This is a genomic window from Limnothrix sp. HT2024 (assembly GCF_059138625.1).
Window position 1 is genome coordinate 747,689 of record NZ_CM181121.1, and the last position, 21,109, is coordinate 768,797.

The 21,109-nt window shown below is 55.9% G+C and carries 15 protein-coding genes; 7 read left to right on the top strand and 8 right to left on the bottom strand.

The window, feature by feature from the left end; genetic code table 11:
• Positions 1-62 precede the first annotated feature (62 nt).
• Together AC2IAX_RS03125 and gap are read right to left on the bottom strand one after the other, a co-directional pair.
• Positions 63-671, bottom strand: coding sequence for a hypothetical protein (locus AC2IAX_RS03125; RefSeq protein WP_494389285.1), 609 nt, complete (start codon positions 669-671; stop codon positions 63-65).
• 160 nt (positions 672-831) lie between these two features.
• Positions 832-1,851, bottom strand: coding sequence for a type I glyceraldehyde-3-phosphate dehydrogenase (gap, locus tag AC2IAX_RS03130; protein ID WP_494389286.1), 1,020 nt, complete (start codon positions 1,849-1,851; stop codon positions 832-834).
• A gap of 1,384 nt (positions 1,852-3,235) precedes the next feature.
• Here gap and AC2IAX_RS03135 point away from each other — a divergent pair.
• The 3 genes from AC2IAX_RS03135 to AC2IAX_RS03145 are packed head-to-tail and all read left to right on the top strand — an operon-like array spanning position 3,236 to position 7,691.
• Positions 3,236-4,426, top strand: coding sequence for a polysaccharide biosynthesis/export family protein (locus AC2IAX_RS03135; protein ID WP_494389287.1), 1,191 nt, complete (start codon positions 3,236-3,238; stop codon positions 4,424-4,426).
• Between the two features lie 49 nt (positions 4,427-4,475).
• The gene (locus AC2IAX_RS03140) at positions 4,476-5,885 is read left to right on the top strand and encodes a GumC family protein (RefSeq protein ID WP_494389288.1); all 1,410 of its coding nucleotides are present in this window, start codon (positions 4,476-4,478) and stop codon (positions 5,883-5,885) included.
• Positions 5,886-5,915: 30 nt separating this feature from the next.
• The gene (locus tag AC2IAX_RS03145; protein WP_494389289.1) at positions 5,916-7,691 is read left to right on the top strand and encodes an ABC transporter ATP-binding protein; all 1,776 of its coding nucleotides are present in this window, start codon (positions 5,916-5,918) and stop codon (positions 7,689-7,691) included.
• 197 nt (positions 7,692-7,888) lie between these two features.
• On the opposite strand, the gene AC2IAX_RS03150 is transcribed toward AC2IAX_RS03145, so the two are convergent.
• Positions 7,889-8,995: a tetratricopeptide repeat protein gene (locus AC2IAX_RS03150; RefSeq protein WP_494389290.1), complete on the bottom strand. Its 1,107-nt coding sequence runs from the start codon at positions 8,993-8,995 to the stop codon at positions 7,889-7,891.
• Positions 8,996-10,162: 1,167 nt separating this feature from the next.
• Here AC2IAX_RS03150 and prfB point away from each other — a divergent pair.
• A protein-coding gene (prfB, locus tag AC2IAX_RS03155; RefSeq protein ID WP_494389291.1) for a peptide chain release factor 2 occupies positions 10,163-11,288 on the top strand; the annotation gives its coding sequence in 2 pieces (ribosomal slippage) (positions 10,163-10,237 and positions 10,239-11,288; 1,125 coding nt in all).
• A gap of 115 nt (positions 11,289-11,403) precedes the next feature.
• Here prfB and AC2IAX_RS03160 read toward each other — a convergent pair.
• From AC2IAX_RS03160 to AC2IAX_RS03170, 3 genes are all read right to left on the bottom strand, one after another.
• The gene (locus AC2IAX_RS03160; protein WP_494389292.1) at positions 11,404-12,318 is read right to left on the bottom strand and encodes a branched-chain amino acid transaminase; all 915 of its coding nucleotides are present in this window, start codon (positions 12,316-12,318) and stop codon (positions 11,404-11,406) included.
• A gap of 190 nt (positions 12,319-12,508) precedes the next feature.
• Positions 12,509-13,600, bottom strand: a complete 1,092-nt coding sequence (ychF, locus tag AC2IAX_RS03165) for a redox-regulated ATPase YchF (RefSeq protein WP_494389293.1) — start codon at positions 13,598-13,600, stop codon at positions 12,509-12,511.
• 81 nt (positions 13,601-13,681) lie between these two features.
• Positions 13,682-15,097: a hypothetical protein gene (locus AC2IAX_RS03170; RefSeq protein WP_494389294.1), complete on the bottom strand. Its 1,416-nt coding sequence runs from the start codon at positions 15,095-15,097 to the stop codon at positions 13,682-13,684.
• Between the two features lie 204 nt (positions 15,098-15,301).
• Here AC2IAX_RS03170 and cobA point away from each other — a divergent pair, with 204 nt between their 5' ends.
• Positions 15,302-16,984 (top strand): uroporphyrinogen-III C-methyltransferase, encoded by a 1,683-nt coding sequence (cobA, locus tag AC2IAX_RS03175; RefSeq protein ID WP_494389295.1) that lies wholly within the window; start codon positions 15,302-15,304, stop codon positions 16,982-16,984.
• A 125-nt stretch (positions 16,985-17,109) separates the two neighbouring features.
• Here the strand turns inward: cobA and AC2IAX_RS03180 are convergent, their stop codons facing one another.
• Positions 17,110-18,264 carry a hypothetical protein gene (locus AC2IAX_RS03180; protein ID WP_494389296.1) on the bottom strand — a complete coding sequence of 385 codons (1,155 nt, stop codon included), beginning with the start codon at positions 18,262-18,264 and terminating at the stop codon, positions 17,110-17,112.
• 459 nt (positions 18,265-18,723) lie between these two features.
• Between AC2IAX_RS03180 and AC2IAX_RS03185 the strand changes: the two genes are divergently transcribed.
• Together AC2IAX_RS03185 and folB are read left to right on the top strand one after the other, a co-directional pair.
• On the top strand, positions 18,724-19,107 hold the full coding sequence (locus tag AC2IAX_RS03185; protein WP_494389297.1) for a histidine kinase: 384 nt from the start codon (positions 18,724-18,726) through the stop codon (positions 19,105-19,107).
• A gap of 195 nt (positions 19,108-19,302) precedes the next feature.
• On the top strand, positions 19,303-19,662 hold the full coding sequence (gene folB / locus AC2IAX_RS03190; protein ID WP_099534150.1) for a dihydroneopterin aldolase: 360 nt from the start codon (positions 19,303-19,305) through the stop codon (positions 19,660-19,662).
• Positions 19,663-19,745: 83 nt separating this feature from the next.
• Here folB and AC2IAX_RS03195 read toward each other — a convergent pair whose 3' ends face one another.
• A complete protein-coding gene (locus tag AC2IAX_RS03195) occupies positions 19,746-20,468 on the bottom strand; it encodes a DUF4079 domain-containing protein (RefSeq protein ID WP_494389298.1) in 723 nt (240 codons plus the stop codon).
• Between the last annotated feature and the right edge of the window lie 641 nt (positions 20,469-21,109).

Genomic DNA, 21,109 nt, shown 5'->3' on the forward strand with positions numbered 1-21,109 from the left:
TTGCTGCTGAGTCCCGGGCTGCTGCTGTCGGCCATTGTGATGGGCATTTTTGCGGCCGGCGGCTAGGGCATGGGGCACCCCCCAGGCGGCACGGCATGAACCAACTCACTGCCCGATTGGGGCCAATCGCGTCGGTAGCGTGCGCCGGCCGGATCGCCCCAGCCCAACTGCAACACCACCTCGCAGGGCAAGGCTTGGCCACGCGGATCCAAACTGACCCATTCAGCGCGATCGATCAAACGCTGCTCATCATTGGGGGTGAGGGTGCAAAAGTCCCGCCCCCCGGCCACGCTCAGGTGGCGATCGAACCCCCGCGTGACCGATCGCCAAAATTCGATCGCGTCATCCTTAAAGCGTTGGAGGGTGTGGATATCCTCCGGCAGCGCAATTAACTGATCATGTAATTCGGGATAGTTCAGCCGATGGGGGCCCAGGGCGATCGATCGCCACACCAAGCCCGACACCCCCTGCTCACGCTGGTAGGCATGAATTTGGGCCCGAAAGTTTTGATAAGCCGTAAATTTTTGGATCCCTTTGGGGTCAATCAGGCGATCGAGCGGCGCAATTCCCGATACTTTCGCCGTCAAATGTAAGCGTTGACCCTGCATACAGGCCCGCTGTTCTTCGGCCAAAATTTGTAATAACTCGTGGGTGCTGTAGGGTTTTTCCATTGCTGTTCCTCCACAGTGCCTTCAGAGTGTTTTGGGATGCAAGTTCTGGGCAGGATGGCAGATTTCAAGGGTCGGTTAAATTAGCCGTCCTGCCGCTACAAAATCATGGAGACAAGGGGCTTAAGCCCCTTGTCTGCTGCGTTAATGAATTAGCCAATCATTAGCCAATTTTGGCAGCCATCGCCACGATCGAATCAACCATCCGCATCGAGTAGCCCCACTCGTTGTCATACCAAGACACAATCTTGAAGAAATTCGAGTTCAGCTCAATGCCCGCCGTTGCGTCAAAGATGCTCGAATGGGCATCGCTGGTGAAGTCCGTGGAAACCACCGCATCTTCCGTGTAGCCCAAAACGCCCTTCAGCTCGCCTTCAGCAGCGGCCTTCATGGCGGCGCAAATGGCTTGATAGTTGGTGGCTTGCTCCGTGCGGAAGGTCAAATCCACCACCGACACATCGGCCGTGGGCACGCGGAACGCCATGCCAGTCAAGCGCCCCTTCAGGGCCGGCAGAGCCAGGGTCACGGCCTTGGCGGCTCCGGTAGAGGCGGGAATGATGTTTTGCATGGCGCTGCGGCCGCCGCGCAGATCCTTGCGGCTGGGGCCGTCCACGGTGGGTTGGGTGGCGGTGGCGGCATGGACGGTGGTCATCAACCCTTCGGCGAGACCGAAGTTGTCATGAATTACCTTGGCGATCGGGGCCAAACAGTTGGTGGTGCAACTGGCGTTGGACACGATGAAATCCTTGGCCGGGTCAAAGTTGCTGTGGTTCACGCCCACCACCAGGGTCGGCACGCGATCGGGATCCTTCGTGGGTGCGGAGAGGATCACCCGCTTCGCTCCAGCGGCCAGGTGCTTGCTGGCTCCTGCGTGGTCAATGAAAATTCCGGTGGCTTCCACCACAAAGTCCACATTGTGGTCACCCCAGGGCAACTCCTCCGGGTTGCGGCAAGCAAAACAGGGAATCAGTTTGCCATTCACCACCAGGCCGCCTTCGGCCGTTTCCACCGTGCCCTTAAACCGGCCGTGGGTGGAGTCATATTTCAGCAAGTACGCGAGGCTCTCGGGGGGGAACAGGTCGTTAATTGCGCAAACTTCAATGTCGGGATTGGCGATCGCACCGCGAAACACCAATCGGCCAATGCGTCCGAAACCGTTAATGGCAACCTTAATCGGGGCCATGATCAAAACTCTCCTGCTTGCGAAGTCATGAATCAAACGGGCTTGAACCCACAGGGTCAGCCCCGGCAGTTATTTTGACCCAAGGGGTGAGGGAATCAATCCCAACGCGGATCAATCTCTCACGACCCTAAACCGGATTCAGGCAAGGGGTGACGGTTCTTGGCTTTTTTTCAAGACTCTTTTCCCAGTTTGCTCAACCCGAGAGGGGGTTTGAAATGCCAAAACGGATGCCTAATTGGGCGCACCAATCGACGAGAACAGGGAGCTGAAGCCGCTTGCCTTCAAGATCGAGTGGTGATTGGTGAGTGTCTCAAGAGATCACCGAGACATCTTCTAAAGCTGTTTGGGTTTGGTCGCGATCGGAGCGATCGGTTCTGTGATCGGTGTTAATCGGTGTTAATCGATTTCCTTGATCGCCGTTAGGTCAAGGAAGCACCATGGGTACATTCTCAAGGAGGGTGTCTCGAAAAGGCTGCTCTGTGGGGTTTCTGTGGGGTTCACTCAATGGTGTTTGTTGGGGTATTTGCTGGGTATTTGCTGGGTATTTGTTTAAGTATTGACCCAAGCATCTGCCCCAGTGTTTGGCGAAAGATTGACCGAGAATTGACTGACTCAAAACAGGGTTGGCAGGATCAGAAATTGATAGAAAAATACAGAAAGGCTGAGAATGTAGCCAATTACGAGCAGAAAATTTGATGGAAGATCGATTTTGGGTAAACCCTGCAAGATTACGGGGAATCTCGTGAAAATTGCTACCAAATCTTGACCATCACTGGTGCAATCTAAAGGAGCATCTGGCCCGCTATCGATCGAGCCGTTGCCGAAGGATCCCGATCGTAAATCCCCCTCGGCTTCCCTTGCCGCAACCCTGAAACCCTTGGATTTTTGGGGATTGATTGCGGTCGATCCCGATCGACTCGTGAAGAATACCCGGATTCTGCGATGGGCAAATTCCCTTTCAGCCGATCCCCAGGGTGAGTAATGGATGAGTTAACCTGAGCACCATCCTCGCTATCGGTCAGATTATGATGGTCGCGATGGTAGTTGATTCCCTGGAAACGATCACTGCTTGGGCAAAATCTTGGGAAATTCCTCAAAATGCCCCAATTCCCGATCATGACTGGGATTGGGGCGCAGGCCACCCACCCAAACCCCTCAACAAGTGCGATCGCTCCATTGACCCAACCTACCCAACCTATTCAAGAATCGGGTGCATTGCAGCGCAGTTACCGTTCCATGGTCACTTAAACCCTTGCCCGCGCATTTGCTCAATCCTCTGCTGTCTATGTCAGCCCTGCTTCAAAGCCCTCGGCCGTCGAGTCGAATAACTGCACTGCTTGTTAGCATTTTAGGTGGTTGCTGTTGGGGATCGATCGCCCAACCCGTGGCGGCCCAACCCCTCGACCCTTTTGATGAACCGGCCCTCAGTGCGCCCGACAGCCCCTCCAGCGTTGCAGCACCCGATCCCACCCTCAATCCATCGGCTAACTCCACCTCCAGCAATTCCACGCCAGACTCCGCGCCGAATTCTGCAACCCTTCAGCCTTTGCCTCGGTTGCTTCTGGCTCCCGCGTCCACCTCGGCGGGTTCCATGCTTGATCCGACGCTGCAACCCCCGATCGATGGGTATCAACTGGATACGGGCGATCGGCTACAGGTGGAAATTTTTGATGTGCCCGAATTCAGCAACCGTATCTACCTGGTGCTGGTTGATGGCACGATTTCCGTACCCTGGATTGGTTCTGTGCGGGCCCGAGGCTTAACTCCTCAGCAATTGGCCAGTGCCCTCAGCCAGGCCTATCGCCCCTTCGTAAAGACCCCAATCATCACCGTCAATGTTTTAACGCCCCGCCCGGTTCGGATTGGTGTTTCTGGGGAAGTGAATCGACCCGGCTCCTACGCGATCGAGGTCAGCAATCGGGACGTGGTGCCCAATCAGTTACCCCTTCAATGGCCAGACGTGACCCGGGCGATTGTGGCGGCCGGCGGCATCACCCCCCTCGCCGATATTCGCAACATCCGCCTCCGGCGCTCAGATCCGGGCGGCAATCCCCAAGACCAAACCCTTAACCTTTGGCAACTGCTGGAAAGTGGCGACCTCAGCCAAAATATCCTGCTGCGGGATGGAGACATGCTGATGATTCCAAAGGCCAGCACCTTTTCTTCTGAGGAGGTTTCGCGCGTGGCCCGGGCTAGCTTTGCCCCCGAAACGATCGGGGTGAACGTGGTTGGCGAAGTGAAAGCCCCCGGCCTCATTAAGCTGCCACCCAACGCCACCCTCAATCAGGCCGTCTTGGCGGCCGGCGGATTCCTGCGCCCCCGCGCCATCTCCAGCCAAGTTGACCTGATTCGGATTAATCCCGATGGGTCAGCCACCGCCCGCCGCATCTCCCTTGACCTGCAAGCCGGCCTGAATGAGGAAACCAATCCCCTGTTGCTGAACAACGACATCGTGGTGATCAACACCAATGGCGTGACCCGAATTACGGACTTCCTGCGGGTGTTGCTGTCGCCTGTGGATAATCTCTCGAACCTGCGTCGCCTGTTGGCCCCCAGCGCTCCCAATTTTCAGTAATTCAATAAACTGCCTAGCCCTCGGCCTTCGATTTCATTACCTGAACCCTATGCAGTCCCAGACATCCCGCGAGGCGATCGACTTCAATCCCCTAGGGCTTATCCTTAAGGCTTGTCAACGGGCCTGGCTACCGGCTGCTTGTGTTTTTATTTTGGGCATGGGTGGTTCTGTTTTGGCGGCCCGGCGCGTGAAGCCTGTGTATGAGGCTGGAGCCAAGATTCTCTTCAGAATTGACTCCACTCAAGAGTTGACGGGTCTTGCACGGGATGAGTCGGATAATCCGCTGCGATCGCTGTTGGTTGACCAGAGTCCCATCAGTAATCAGATGGAAATTTTGCTCTCGGAACCATTACTAGAGCGCACCATCAAAAAGCTGGATTTGCGAGATAAAAAAGGCGAACCCTTAGGGCCAGCGGAGCTGAAGACAGCGCTGGAAGTCAAGATCATTGGCGCAACGGATGTGGTCAGCATTACGTATGTCAATGAGTCTCCAGAGTTGGCGGCGGCCGTTGTGAATTCCGTGATTGAGGTCTATCGCAATAACAACGTGGCGATCGCCCGAGAAGACACCGTTCAGGCTCGCATTTTTCTGTCTCGTGAGTTGCCACAGGTGGAAAAGCAACTGCGAAATTTGGAACTGAGACTTCAGCGATTTAAAGAACAAAATCAGGTGATTAATTTAGAAGAGGAAGCGCGAACTTCGGTGCTGGCTCTGCGGTTGCTCGACGAGCAAATTACCAACACGGAAGCCGCAGCAATGGAAGCGGCTGCCAAAGCCACAGTCTTGCGCCGTCAACTCAATCTTTCTCCCCAGGAAGCTGTGGTGGTGGCGGCCGTGAGCCAGTCCCCCAGTGTTCAGAAAGTTTTGGTAGATTTGCAAGACACCCAAAAAGAACTCGCAGAGCAGCGATCGCGCTTTACAGACAGCAGCCCCACGGTTTCCCGGTTAATGGAACGGGAGCGACAATTACAAGACATTTTGCAAAAGCGAATTCAAGAAACTTTGGGCGATCGGCAAGTGGTTCCGCCCAGTTTCTTACAGGCTGGGGAATTGCGGGTGAGTTTAATTCAGCAATACCTCAACTCTGAAACGGAGCGAGTGAGCGCGGTCAATAAACTCAAGTCCTTTGAAGACAGCCGATCCATGTATCTCCGACGGAGCCGCAGCTTGCCCAAAATTGAACAAGAACAACGCTATCTGGAACGCAAGCTAAAGGCCGCCCAGGGAACCTATGAAACCCTACTTTCCAATTTGCAAACGCTCCTGGTCAAGGAAGAACAGCGCAACAACAGCACCAGAATTCTAGAGCCAGCGACTGTGCCTCGTAAGCCATCTTCTGGTGGCAAAGTCAAGGTTTTGGCCCTAGGGTTATTTGGCAGCACCCTCATGGCTTCTGCAATTATCATCATTGCGGAAGTTTGGAGTTCTCGATCGCGCTCTGAAAAAAAGATGAGCTAATTAATTCCTGTTTTTACGTTGCCTATTCCCATGACTCAGGTTTTGCATCCCCTTCGTCGTTTATTTCTTTACTTGCCGCAATATCGCAGTCAGCTTTGGCAAGCGACAGCCTATTCGGTTCTGAATAAAGTTTTTGACCTGGCTCCGCCAGCTTTACTAGGCTTAGCCGTTGACACATTGGTGCAGCGGCAGGATTCCTGGTTGGCTTCCTGGGGGCTTCAGGGAATCACAGAGCAATTCTTGGTACTGGCGGTTTTAACCTGGCTAATTTGGATTTTGGAGTCTGTTTTTGAATATGCCTACAAGCGAGTTTGGCGCAATCTAGCCCAGTCTATTCAGCATGATTTGCGACTGGAGGTCTATGATCATTTGCAGTCCTTGGAGTTGGCTTATTTTGAAGAGCGCAGCACCGGAGAACTGCTCTCAATTTTGAATGATGATGTCAATCAGTTGGAGCGATTTCTAGACACGGGTGCAAATGATGTTTTGCAGGTGACCACAACAGTTTTGATCATTGGGGGTAGCTTTTTTGCGGTTGCGCCTCAGGTGGCCTGGCTGTCGATGTTGCCCATGCCATTTATTTTGTGGGGATCGATCGCCTTTCAGAAAAATTTGGCCCCTCGCTATTCCGAAATGCGAGAAACCGTGGGCTTGCTGAGTGCCCGATTGGCGAATAATTTAGGTGGCATTTTAACCATCAAAAGTTTTACGGCGGAGCGCTATGAACACGATCGGGTAATGATCGATAGCAATGCCTACCGTCGTTCTAACCGAAGGGCGATCGCCTATAGCGCTGCCTTTGTGCCTTTGATTCGGATGGTGATCCTTTGTGGGTTCACGGCCACTTTGGTGGTGGGCGGTTTGGAAGCGGCGGCGGGGCGCATGTCGATCGGGGTTTACAGCACCTCGATTTTCATTATTCAGCGGCTTTTGTGGCCCCTCACTACTTTGGGCCAAACCCTGGATAACTATCAGCGAGCCATGGCTTCTATTCGGCGAATTTTTAATTTGTTGGATACACCCATTGATGCCCATTCAGGAACCAAAACCTTTGCCCCTTCGGAAATTCGCGGCGAAATTGTGCTCGATCGCGTGACCTTTGCCTATCGAGGTCGATCGCCCGTGGTGCAAAATCTCTCTCTCACGATCCCCGCTGGTCAAACAATTGCAATTGTGGGAGCTACTGGTTCTGGCAAAAGCACTTTGGTGAAGCTGCTGCTGCGTCTTTATGAAATTAACGATGGCGCTATTTTTCTCGATGGAATTGATACCCGTGAAATTGACCTAGAAAGTTTGCGCGGAGCCATTGGTTTGGTGAGTCAAGATGTTTTTCTGTTCCATGGAACTGTGGCTGAAAACATCGCCTATGGCACATTTCACGCCAGCCAAGATCAAATTCTAGCGGCGGCTAAAATTGCAGAAGCTGATGATTTCATTCAGCAACTTCCCCAGGGTTACGAAACCATTGTCGGTGAGCGGGGTCAAAAGCTGTCGGGCGGGCAGCGGCAGCGGATCGCGATCGCCCGGGCGGTGTTGAAAAATCCCCCCATTTTAGTGTTGGACGAAGCGACTTCGGCTGTGGACAACGAAACCGAAGCGGCGATTCAACGATCGCTCGATAAAATCACCCAAAATCGCACCACGATCGCGATCGCTCACCGCCTCTCAACCATCCGCAATGCGGACTGTATCTATGTGATGGATCAGGGGCAATTGGTGGAATCGGGCCGCCATGCAGACCTGCTCGATCGCAACGGAATCTATGCGGAACTGTGGCGATTGCAAACCGGCGATCAGACGGCTTAGGGGCTGTCATCATTTCCATCGCCGTAGGGTTGGGTCTCCCAACCCTAACCCGGGCGATCGCTACAACCCTGTCCGTCCCTGGGAACACCCAAGGATCACGGGAATGGGCGAGGAGACCTCGCCCCTACGGCTGATTGGTTTGCAGAACGAGATCATCAGGGTTTCAGGCGCTTGATTCCGGGAAACGACGATCGGCCCTAATTCTTCGCCTCATCACTCAGCATCCCGATCGTGGTTTCCACCGCACTGCTATCCACCTCCGAATCATCAGGCGAGTGACCCACCAGCGCCTCCCGCTGCCGAGCATACTCATTGGCTTTGGCATAATTTCCCAACGAGTAATAGGCCACGCGCAAACTCGCTAGCGCCTGTAGCTCCACGTCCAAGTCAGGAATCAGGCGCGAAACGATCAACCGTTGCTGGTAATACTCGATCGCCGTGCCATAGTTAGCCTGGGCATCGTAGGCCACGCCCAACGCTCCTAGGGTTTGCTCTTCACCTCGCAAATCCTTGAGGGCCCGCGTCACCGTTAGCCGCTGCTTGCAGTAATGAATGGCCTGCTGCATGTTGCCCAGATGCCGACAGGCGCTCGCCAAGCTGCGTAAAACCTGGTTGGCCGTTGCATAGTCATCATTGGCGTAGGACAGCCGCAGCAGTTGGTCATAATATTCCACCGCGCTGCCGTAGTCGCCACAGGCATAGTAACTATTGCCCAAGTTCTTGAGCACTTGCCGCTCGGCTTCCCGATCGCCCACCTGTCGCACTGCATCCAGGCTTTGGCGCTGATAAACGATCGCGTTGGGATAGTCCCCGGCGGCTTTGTAGGTCAAACCTAAATTATTCAGGATGGCAATTTGGCTATCTAGCTCCCCCATGTCTCGGGCGATCGCCAAGGCTTCCTGCTGATAAACAATGGCGCGATCAAACTGGCCCAAGTGACGGCAAGCATTGCCCCAATGGGCCAAGGCGTGGGTTTGACCTTGCCAATTGCCATGGGCGCGGGTGGTGGCCAGCCAGCGGCGCGCACAGTCCAGGGCTTGCTCGTACTGATGGCGGGCGTAGTAGCCCAAAAACAGGCCGTTATAGGCCCGTTCTTCGCGATGGTGATCCTTCACCGAGATCGCCAAGGTCAACAACGCTTCAAATAACTGCTCTGCCTGATTGAACTGTCGTTCTCGATAGGCCTCAAAACCGTCATGGAGCAGCTTTGCCATTGTGGTTTCCGCTTCTCGCAAGTCGGCATTGGTCGTGATTGTTTCATCCGAATCCATATCGTCCCCAGAGTCTCCGGCAGGATTCGACATAGGCGATGTCGAGAAATGACGGTTAGCAAACCAACCACGATCTTGGATTTGCACTTCCATATCTCTCAAGTTCCCGATCGCCTCGTTAGGAATAACCGCTCGGTCGTTACCCTTGAACCATTAATCAGCCCACCCATTAGGCCATATCAGGAGCAAGTTTGACCAATGCCCACTGATGATTCCTAAACGGTTTCATTATACGTTGGGTCAGAAAAGTGCGTTTGCAAGCTCCTAGGAGCGATCGCGCACCAACCACACGGAATTGCAACTTTGAACCTGTCGCTGTCTCCTGAGAGGATGTCTGAAAAGCCAGAATTGAGACGCTCCTTGCCCTGCCGATCGACGAAACCAGGGGTTTAAGCCCCTTACCTTCGTCCTAATCGGGATTCGGCAAGTCCCTAAGGGTACTGTTCAGACATCCTCTAAGATTTGGCGATCAAATCTGCCACCTTTCTGAAGCATGGAACTCAAAAAGATCGCCATTCAGGAACAAACCCATTTGGGCAGATAGCTTATCAGAAACACCCAAGCACCCCACAGGGGATGAAACCCATCAGTGAGCGATCGCTCGGTGGTTATAGAGTCCCTGCAATCGGTCGAGGCGCGGCATCAATTTTGGAGATCATCTCCTCTGAAACGGCCACGACCCAGCCTTATTGTGCCCAAGGCTCGCCTAGAACTTACAGGGGCGGCTGGATTGTCACTGCAGCCCAACCCCGTCCGGCCGATCGCAATTCGATCGCAGTCCCACTTCCATATCAAAAAAAGCAGACAGGCAGAATGCCACAGGATTGCTATAGTCTTTAGGCTGTGCCTTGGCCAACTGTTTGCTGATCGCGCTTTGCCGATCGTGCTGAGAGGATGTTTAAAAAGTATTCTTTGGCACGGGCAAGCACCAATAGTCGTGGAGACAAGGGGCTTGAGCATCTTGTCTAAGTCGATCACTGAGTCGTACAGAGTAGCAATTTTGGCTGTTCAGACATCCTCTGAGGACAGCGGTCTACAAAGACATGCAAAACAAGATGTGCAAGCACGAACAAAGACCGATCCAAGACCGATGAAAACGCACAAACCTGTAAGAAAATGTACAGAAATGGTCAGCGCAAATCCCAGCGCTTAGCCCGTTTTATTGCCTTGTTTCATCGCCTTAGTTGCTAATTTGACCCTATGTTTGATGCCTCAGACCTGAAACGCCAAATTGATTTGCTGTGCGATCGCCTGGGCAACGCTCAGGACTGCCTTTGACCAAGCTGCTTTGAACGCCAAAGTGGCCGACCTGGAAAACCTAGCCGCCCAGCCAGATTTTTGGGACGACCAAAGCCAGGCCCAGCAAATTTTGCAAGATTTAAACGATGCCAAAGGAGATCTACAACAGATTGATCGCTGGCAAAACACCCTCAACGACAGCCGCGCCGCCCTGGAGCTACTGGACTTAGAACCCGATGATGGTCTCCTTCAGGAAGCCTTCACCTCCTTAAATCAATTGGCGGCGGAACTGGATGCTTGGGAGCTTCAACGCTTACTATCTGGCCCCTACGACAGCAAAGGAGCCGTTTTAAGCATTAACGCTGGGGCTGGGGGAACCGATGCCCAAGATTGGGCCGAGCAGCTCATGCGGATGTATACCCGTTGGGCAGAAAAGCAGCAATATAAAGTGGCGATCAGCGAGCTTTCCGAAGGGGACGAAGCGGGGATTAAATCCGTCACCTTGGAAATTCAAGGCCGCTATGCCTATGGCTATTTGCGATCGGAAAAGGGCACGCACCGCCTGGTGCGAATTTCACCGTTTAACGCCAACGGGAAGCGCCAAACCAGCTTTGCGGGTGTGGAAGTGATGCCAATTTTGGATCATTCCATTCAACTGGATATTCCGGACAAAGATTTAGAAATTACCACTTCGCGGGCCGGCGGCAAAGGCGGTCAAAACGTGAACAAAGTGGAAACGGCCGTGCGAATCACCCACTTACCCACGGGGCTGGCCGTGCGTTGCACCGAGGAGCGATCGCAACTGCAAAACAAAGAAAAAGCGATGGTTCTGTTGAAAGCAAAACTATTGGTGATTGCCCAAGAACAGCGGGCCAAGGAAATCGCCGATATTCGCGGCGACATGGTGGAAGCGGCCTGGGGAACCCAAATCCGTAACTATGTGTTTCACCCCTATCAGTTGGTGAAAGACCTGCGCACGGAATTGGAAACCACTGATATTCAGTCCGTGATGAACGGTGATTTGGGGCAATTTATCGAAAGCTATTTGCGCCAAGAAAGCCAAGCCGCCGATGCGGTTGGTTTGTAGAAACTCATGCCAAAAACCTAAAAAACAAGGGGCTTAAGCCCCTTGTCCCGATGACTCGCTGACTTGTCTTGATTGACTTGCTGAGTCGAGTTTTGCGCTGTGTTTGGCTCGCCATTTACAGGGCGATTTTGTGAACCCAATCGGCGTAGGCTGGTTCGCGATTTTCGACGATCGCTGTGAGGGTTTCTCGCAACAGATTCGTCACCGGGCGATCGCTCCCGAGGGTGTAGTTTTCGATCTTGCTCACCGGGGCAATTTTGGCTGCCGTACCGCTGAGGAACACTTCATCAGCGATGAACAATTCGGTTTTATCCACCGGGCGAATTTCGATCGGGATGCCCCGATCGCGGGCGATCGTCAAAATGCTGTCGCGGGTGATCCCTTCCAGAATATCTTGCTCAAAACCGGGCGTGATCAACGTGCCATTGCGCACCAAAAACACGTTCATCCCCGAGGCTTCGCTCACCTTGCCCTGGGAATTCATCATGATCGCTTCATCAAAGCCCGACTCCACCGCTTCGGTTTTAGCTAGCGATGAGGTGATGTAAGCACCCGCGATTTTGCCACGCAAGGGCAAGCTGCGATCTTCTTGGCGCACCCAGGAGCTAATCCGGCAGGCGACCCCCTCTTGGGACAGATAATCACCCATTTCCAAACCGTAGATAAAGAAGCTCTTTTCCACGTTGTGCAAACGGGGCGCAATCCCTAGGTCAGAGGTGTAAACAAAGGGACGGATATAAAACGATTTGGTCGGTTTGTTTTGGCGGACAAATTCTTCGATCGCCCAAAGAATTTTATCGGCGGGCAAATCGTAATGTAGGAATTTGGCGCTTTGGCTGAGGCGCTTGCTGTGGCGATCGAGCCGGAACAGCAAAATCGTGTTCGGATCGGCCGGGTCAGGAATCCCGCGCAACCCGCCAAAGGCCCCCGTGCCGTAGTGCAGCGCGTGGGTTGCGATCGACAGGTTGGCATTCTCGAAGGGAATAAATTCGCCTTTGTAATAGGCGATCGGCATGAAATTTTGGTGCATGGCGGGTTGCTGCGGAATCGAAATCAACAAAAACCAGGCGATCGAACGGGCAAGCGGTGATGAACGGATTCGTCGGGGGCAAGGGGCTTAGGGGCTGTCATCAAATCCCCGAAACCCTGATTCTTGCGTTACGGGATCGTGGGGAGCAAGGGGCTTAAGCCCCTTGTCTGGATCGATGCGATCGACAGGGCTAGACGTTAAATCTAAACAGCATAACATCGCCCTCTTGCACCACATATTCTTTGCCTTCACTGCGCACAAGGCCCTTTTCCTTAGCAGCAGGAAGGGAGCCGGCCGCCACCAAGTCCGCGTAGGCCACGGTTTCAGCCCGGATGAAACCCCGCTCAAAGTCTGAGTGAATTACCCCGGCCGCTTGGGGAGCCGTCATGCCCGCATGGATCGTCCAAGCGCGGGTTTCCTTTTCGCCAGAGGTGAAGTAGGTGCGCAAACCCAATAGGTCGTAGGTGGCGCGGATCAAGGACTTCAGCCCCCCTTCGGTCACGCCCAATGCATCGAGGAAGTCCGCCCGTTCTTCATCGGATAGTTCAATCAGTTCCGCTTCCACTTGGGCGGAAATAATCACCGTTTGGGCGTTTTCGGTCTTGGCCAACTCCCGCACCTGCTCCACCCATGGGTTACCGGTGGCCAGGTCATCTTCCGAAACGTTGGTGGCGTAGATCATCCGCTTGCGGGTCAGCAGGCCCAAGGTGGCGATCAGGGGTTCTTCTTCCTCGCTCAGGCTGACTTGGCGGGCGGGGCGGCCATCTTCGAGGACGGCCAGGATCTTTTCAAGAACCGCGAGTTCGGCTTGGGCCTCTTTGTTGGCGCGGGCTTGCTTGCGAACCCGATCGGCTCGGCGCTCCACCTGGGCCAAATCCGAGAGGATCAACTCCAGATTGATGATTTCAATGTCGCGGATCGGGTCGATCGAGCCGGACACGTGAATGATGTCGTCGTTCTCGAAACAGCGCACCACATGGACGATCGCATCCACTTCCCGAATATTGGCCAAAAACTGGTTCCCCAGCCCTTCGCCCTTGCTGGCTCCCTTCACCAGACCGGCAATGTCCACAAATTCCACCCGCGTGGGGACAATTTGCTTGGACTTGGCCAAATCACTCAGCACTTGCAACCGCTCATCGGGCACGGAGACCACGCCGACGTTGGGTTCAATGGTGCAGAAGGGAAAGTTGGCGGCTTCCGCTTTGGCGTTGGCAACCAGGGCATTAAACAGGGTGGACTTGCCCACGTTGGGCAGTCCGACGATTCCGGCTCGGAGCATGGGTCGATCGGGCGGGGTGGCTGGGACTGAATTGCAGTCTACTAGCTTATCGGAAATGGGGGCGGCCGGCTGGCCGTGGCCCTAACGCGGGACGGTGGCCACCTGGGCCAACCAGCGATCGATCCGTTGATCCCACTCCACGGACTGGCCCGGCTGGGAGCGATACCAGGCGATCGCCGCCGGGCGACCTTGCCGCGCCGCCAGGCTGGTGGCTTTCCAGAACATCACAGAGGCTTGGTTTGGGGCAAATTGCAGCACCAAATTAACCTGCCGCTCCAGTTTTTCTCCTTCGGCGGAACGCAACCACCGCACCACCGTTGCCTGATCCCCCAGGGAGGCTTGTGCAAAGCGATCGAGCGCCCGTTGCCAACGGCTGTCGCCTAGGTCGGCCAAAATCTGGCTGGGAATATCTTTTTGGGGTGAGTCGGCCCGCACCCGGGCCAGATCCGCGTGGTAGCGCAGGGCATCGTATTGGGCCTGGACCCGATCGTCCCAAACCAGCGATCGATTCACCAGCCGATCGCGCAGGGGCTGCAATTTGGTCAAGGCCGGCGACCACAATTCCAGCTTGGCCAGCTTCAGGGCCTCTTGGTATTGGGCCAAGTCGGTTAAATCAGTCGATCGCAGCAACGGTTCCGTCAGCACGATCGGTTCCAAGGAAACGGGATCCGGCGCAAACCCGGAGGGGATCGCTCGGTAAATCGCCAAGTCCGGTGCATCGATGGCCGATTGATCCACGATCAATTCCGGTTCCCGATTGCCGGTGATCGATTCCCAAACGGGCGATCGATCCTTGGGGCTGCTCCACTGGCCTTGGACGCTCAGGTGGCCCGGTCGCCCCAAACGGCTAATGTTCAAATGCACAATCACGCCGTAGCGAAGTTGCTGGTTCGATCGGGGCAATTGCCCGCTTACGGTTAACCAACCGCCACCCGCTGGGCCGCCCTTCAAACCCTGCACCGCCATCAGCGGCAAGGGATCCGTGGAGCCGCTGGTGGCCACACCGGCCTTGACCAGGGGAGCCAGCACCAAGGATTCCGGCGGCCCCTCCAAGTCCAAGGTGGTGGTGAGCCGATAGGCCAGGGGGCGATCGCCCTGGGGTTCCGGGTTTGGGGCTTGGTAAGCCCGCAACTGCACGATCGGCCAACATTGGGGCCCCGCTGTGCAGTTGGGTTGCTGTTGCCGCACGGTGGCCACCAACCATTGACGGCCCAGTGGCACAATTTCCCCCATCCGTTGGTTGCCCTTGGTCAATTCCACCCGCAGTTGGGCCACGGTTTTCAGGTCGCGGGGCGTGATGCCTCCGGTGGCGGGCAACCATTGATCCAACCAAGCAGCAGCCTCGGGATCAACAATTGAGCGAACTCCCACCGCAAAACCCGTGGTTACCAGGGCGATCGCCCCGCCCAAGGTCAACAGCGCCGCCACAGACAGGGACAGGGAAGCCGCCCGTTTCCAGGGTGCAGAGGGCGAAACTGTGTGGCGAACTTTGGCCATAACCAAGACCGGGGATGCAGCAGGTTGAATCAATCTAACCGATCGATTCACTCCATCGATCGCTCAAAAGGTATCTCAACCCGGATCGGCGGGGCGATCGGTTGGGCAAATCGGCGGGAGGCAGTGGTGCAGCCCTGGGGGGTCGGCGGCCTCGGGCCGCAGATATGCGAAGTTGGAAATAACCGTTGCGTATAGGAGCCAACCATGGCCGCAGCCTCGCCCAACCCGATCGACCCGTCCGTTGTGAACCCGCCCGTGGCCCTGGTGGGAGCCGGGCCCGGCCATGGGGCCTATCTCACCTTGCAAGCGGCTCAGGTGCTGCGCCAAGCGGAGGTGTTGGTGCATGATGCCCTAGTCGATCGGGCGCTGTTGGACTGGGTTCCCGTCACCTGCGCACAAATCGATGTGGGCAAACGGGGCGGCCAGCCCTCCCCCAGCCAACCGGAGATCGATCGCTTGCTGGTGGAGCAGTGGCGATCGGGAAAGCGGGTGGTGCGGCTCAAGGCGGGCGATCCCTTTGTGTTTGGGCGTGCCAGTAGCGAAATCCAAGCCCTGCAAGCGGCGGGGGCAACCTTTGAAATTATTCCCGGTCTTTCCAGTGCCTTGGCGGGGCCGTTGCTGGCGGGCATTCCCCTCACCGATGCGGTGCTGAGTCGTTGCTTTGCGGTGGCCAGTGCCCATGAACCCAATGAATTGCACTGGGAAGCCCTGGCCCAACTGGAAACCCTCGTGTTTTTGATGGCGGGGCGATCGCTCCCGGAAATTACCCGCCAACTGATTCGCCATGGTCGATCGTCCGTCACTCCCGTGGCCGTCATTCGCGCCGCCGCCACTCCCCAACAACAGGTTTGGACGGGCACGCTGGAATCGATCGCCCTGCAAACGGAGCGCGTTTCCCTTTCGCCGGCCGTGGTGGTGGTGGGGGAAGTGGTGCGACTGCGGGATTTTCTGGCTCCTTGGGGCCAAGGGTTTGTGCTGCCCCAACTGCCTGCATTGCTTGAGTTGGGGCCAGCCGGGGCGATCGCTCCTGGCGATCCTCCTCCTTTGGTTCAACCGTTAATGCCCCAACCCTCGATCGCCCAGCTCGCGATCGCCCAACCCTTAGCGGGCAAAACCGTGCTGGTGACCCGATCGCTCAACCAGTCGGGCAGTTTCACCGGCCGACTCCAGGCAGCCGGGGCCCAAGTGCTGGAAGTGCCGGCCCTGGAAATTGGCCCGCCCAGCACCTGGGAACCACTCGATCGGGCCATTGCCGATCTCCAGCGGTGTCATTGGCTCATCTTGACCTCCACCAATGGTGTCGAGGCATTTTTTAGCCGCCTTCAGGCCGCTGGCAAAGACAGCCGCGCCCTGGCCGATTGCAAAGTGGCCGTGGTGGGTCAAAAAACCGCCCAATGTCTTCAGCAGTTCGGCATCGTGCCGGATTTCATTCCCCCGGATTTCATCGCCGATGCGCTGGTGAGCCATTTTCCCGAATCCCTGCGCGATCGCACCGTGCTGTTTCCGCGCGTGGAAACCGGGGGGCGCGATGTGCTGGTCAAGGAACTCAGCGACCAGGGAGCCAGCATCTGGGAAGTGCCGGCCTATGAGTCCCGTTGTCCGGCGGCCCTCACCCCCGAGGCGATCGCCCTGTTGCGGGCCAAGCGGGTGGATGCCATCACCTTCGCCAGCTCCAAAACCGTTAAAAACTTCTTAACGCTGCTTCAGCGGGCTGGCTTTGAAATTGACCAGGTGGCGGGGGCCTGTTTAGCCTCGATCGGGCCGCAAACCTCCCAAACCTGCCGTGATTTGTTCGATCGCGTCGATGCGGAAGCGCGGGAATATACCCTCGACGGATTAGCGGAAGCGTTGGAAACCTGGGCGATCGCGCAACAATCAAACCCCTAGCGCCAGCGCAAACCGCCCAATTCCCGCGCCCTCATCATAAATTCCCCCACCCAAATGACCCGAGAAGGATCCTTAGGCGGGGGAAATTTTCTGTGCTGATTCTGACTCGAAATCAGTCCGCGATGCTACTGCGGTGCTGCCTGGGCATTGGCCCGGGCGATCGCCGCGTTTTGGGCATATTGCGGGGCCCGGTTTTGAGCAATGGAAGCATTCGGGCTGTCGGCCGGCACCTTCTGCATCAGGGCCGAAGCCGCCTGCCACTCGGCCGCCACCGTTGTCCATTCCGCCTTGGTCTTGGCCGTTTGGGCTAACTTCGCCGCGCTGGTGGCCTTGCGTACCGCTTCCGCAAAATCTGGATTCGGTTGATTGGCTGCGGGTGAAGCTGCCGGGGCGGGGCTGGCCGCCGGAGCCTCAGCGGCGGGGCTGGCCGGCGCGGGGCTGGCGGGAACCGCTGCTGGAGCTTCAGTGGCGGGGGACTCGGCCGCCGGAGCTGGACTGGCCGGCGCAGGGCTAGCGGCAGGCGCTTCCGCTGGCGCAGGGCTGGCGGCTGGAGCTTCGGCCGCCGGGGCCGGACTGGCCGCCGGAGCCTCAGTGCCATCCGCCGTAATCGCCGGTTCCGCTGGCTCTGGGGTGACGGGTGGCAAATAAACTTGCACTTCCGGCGGCAAGCTGGCCACCACCTCGTTGAGATGCCCTTTGGTGTAGAGGTAATACAACCCGCCCCCAATGGCAATCAACCCCAGCAGCAACCCAATCAGGCCGCCGCCACCGCCCTTTTTGGCAGGCTTGGTCGGTTCCGAACTGTCTTCCGACTCCAAGGACTCATCATCATCCATAGGCAGTGAGTCATCTTCCATGCCGTACTGCGCGCCATAGCCGCCGCCGTAGCTGTCATCATCCGATAGCGCATCCATATCCACGGGGGGCGTGTTGGGTGCTTCGATTTGCGACATGCTCAGCGCATCGAGGCCGTAAGGTTCGTCATCGTCGAGGGAAATCGAATCAGTCCAATCGGTTAGCAAGCTACCCGGTTGCCGCCATTCCACGGCGATCGAGCGGAGACCCTTCACCCCCAACTGGAGCATCCCCTTACGGATGAAGGCCAGCAGTGCTTCGCGGTTGACAGGCTGGGAGCCTTCCAACACCACACGCAGCACATCGCCACCACTTTCGGCTTGGACGTTGATGCCTTTGGGTTCCAGCGATCGCCGCATCAAGGCAGCAATCGCCTCCGGGTCGCCTTGTTTGGCGCGTTCCAGTTGCGGGTTCGTCGTTGCCATCGAAAAAATCTAACGAGGTTAACTCTGCGTTCGCGCGACTTCAGCAACCCACGGGCGATCGTGCCAACGGCCAGGGTGGCCCGACAAAAATCGGCGGCCGGTTGGACTGCATCGCACCGTTGCACCCTGTACGGTGGCTGGGGGCTGGGGCGAGGAACCCATTGGCTTCCAAGTCTAGGGGATTGTGGCGGCGGTCATGGTGTTACCGCAACGCTTAGTTATCTCCTAACCGGGTTGCCGGGCCCTTTCCTGGACGGTTTAGCCCAAAGGCCAAATTCAGGAAAGGAGGCTAGGGGCCTTCTTCGGTCATAAGCTTCAGCCAACATCCACGGGGCGATCGGGGCTGGGGCGGTCTCGCAGACTATCCTACTCAAAATTTTTCGAGATGAAGACGGTTTTGATGGTTTGATGGATGTGTCGCAAGCATTTGGGTCTTTTCACCAGTCTTTGGGCGCGGTTATGGGTACGGCGTGTCACATTCTTGTTGAGGGCAATTCCGCAGTTGTCTATTCCAGTCGGAATGGTCAGCCTAAAAAGGTTTTGCCGGTTTTGGAGCCATTTCTAGACAAGTTTTGGCAGGAACGGGAAATTTCAGGCGAGTCGATCGACACTCCCGGTTGCCTGTTGGCACAAATCGTAGTGCGGTTTGGGTTTGAAAGCGCCGAAGATGATTTTTCCAACTTGCGGGTGGGGCCGCTGTTTGATGCCACGGTGCAATATCTTTACCAGGTGATGGGCGATCGCTCGGTGACCGTGTGGGTGCCGACGGATGATTACCGAGCGGATCCCGGCTTGGGATTAGCGGCTTGTCAGCGGTTGGAACCCAGCACCCTTAGCAACTAAGTTTTCGCCACTCAATGCAGTGACTCAGTGCAGCTCTACAACTCAGGTCTAGACAGGTCTAGGCAGGGGGCAAAGTCACAGCCCCTGGTGTCTCCGCGCCGTAAGCACCGGAGTTGCAAAGATTTGAAGCTGCCAACAATGCCGCTTAATTGCTGCTGAATTGAAATGGTAGGGAGAAGAAACTTGGCGAAGAGTTTGGATCGAATCTATATTTCGCAAGTGCGATGCTACGGTTACACGGGACTTTTGCCAGAAGAAAAAGTTCTGGGTCAATGGTTTGAGGTGGATGCGACGCTGGATATTGACCTGGCTCCATCGGGCCAGAGCGATCGCATTGAAGATACGTTGGACTACCGCGCGGCGATCGAGCATATTCGCCAAACCGTTTCCCAATCCAAGGTGGACTTGATTGAACGGGTGGCCCAAAACATTGCTGATGGGCTGTTGACCCTGAAGGGGGTGGAACGGGTGGTGGTGCGGGTAACGAAGCCGGCCGCACCGATTCCGGAATTTGCGGGCACAATTGCGGTGGAAATTACTCGATCGCGCGGTTGATCCCTTGTTGATCCCTTGCAGTTAATTCGGTTGCAGTTGATATCTGACCTTGGCTCGATCGCTTAGACGATCACCCTTGCAAACTATGGAGCTGGTGGAGCAGGCGCTTGGCAGGTTTGAGTTTCGGCATTGCAGCCACCATACACAAAGCTCTTCTGCCAACTGAGGGGCAACTCCAACAAATCCCTTGCGCCGGTAAATCCTAGGCCTAAGAACAACAACAGGGCAACCACATTGGCCACAATATGGGCTTTGCGCCAGGTCTTGTTGCGGTAAATTTCCGGCAAAATTGCCAAAGCGAAAATCATCAATAGACCAGCCAGGGTTCCATAGTAAAAATGGGAAACCCACCATTCATGATCGCGGCGATAGATTCCTTCTTGGGCGGCAATGATGGTTAGACCCATGCCGGACAGGGTGGCAAATGTAGCTCGCCACTGTTTGCTGCTGGAGCGATATAAACAAACCAATGAGCCGATCGTTACGCCAAAAAATGCTAACTGGGTTGCAAATAGCCCGCCTTTTTGACTCCAATTAGCGGCATCTAAGAGGTTGGTTTTGTCTGCAAATAAAATGTAGGCAAATGCAACCAAAATAATGCCGACGATGGATCCCGTCAGCCACCGCCCAATCTCCACATGTTCGAGGCCAACGGCGGGCGGGATCTTTGATTTTTGACCGGCGGCGGTGGCAAGCCGACGTTGGCGAACTTGCCAAGCGGCCCGCGACACAATGCCAATCATTGGGAAGACAAGGACAACGGCTAGCCCTGGATGCAAAATCCCCAAAATGTCTACGGCTGTCATGGGTTTCTCTAGGTATTCCGGCTGATTAAAGGCTGCTCAAGCACGATCGAGGAAGTTGGACTTTGGGCGGCTGATCCAAGCGCTAGTTCCAGCGCCGATCTAGGGCCGATCGCCATTTTTGGGGATCCAGTGAAAACGGCTGATTTTCCATGCCCCAACTGCCCTAGGCAAGGGGCTTAAGCCCCTTGTTCCCCACGATCCGCTAACGGCAGATCTAGGGCTTCGGGCTAAACGACGACAGCCCCTAAGCCCGTTGCCCTCCACGATCTGCTAGCGGTGCAATCAGGGTTTTAGGCGAGCTGATGACAAGCTCTAAGCCCCGCAATCGCTGATCAAAATTCTGATCAGACTATAGCTTGATCGCCCCGATGCCGCTGGTGGATTGTGATGGGTTGGGGCGATCGCCGCCTCAACGCTGCTGAAGCTTGCGATCACCTTTACTCATCGTGCCTATCAGCGTCCATTATTTTGTAAAGATATTTTTACGAAGAATTGTTACTCTGGCAGAGGGAGTGATGAACGACGCATCTTGCTCGATCGGGGGTCACCGCCGAATTAATCCGGAGTCCCTAGGCTGGAGTGGCTGAGTAAGCGTGGCCTTGGGGATGAGCACGGCAGAGGCGACCGGGTAAACGGTGATC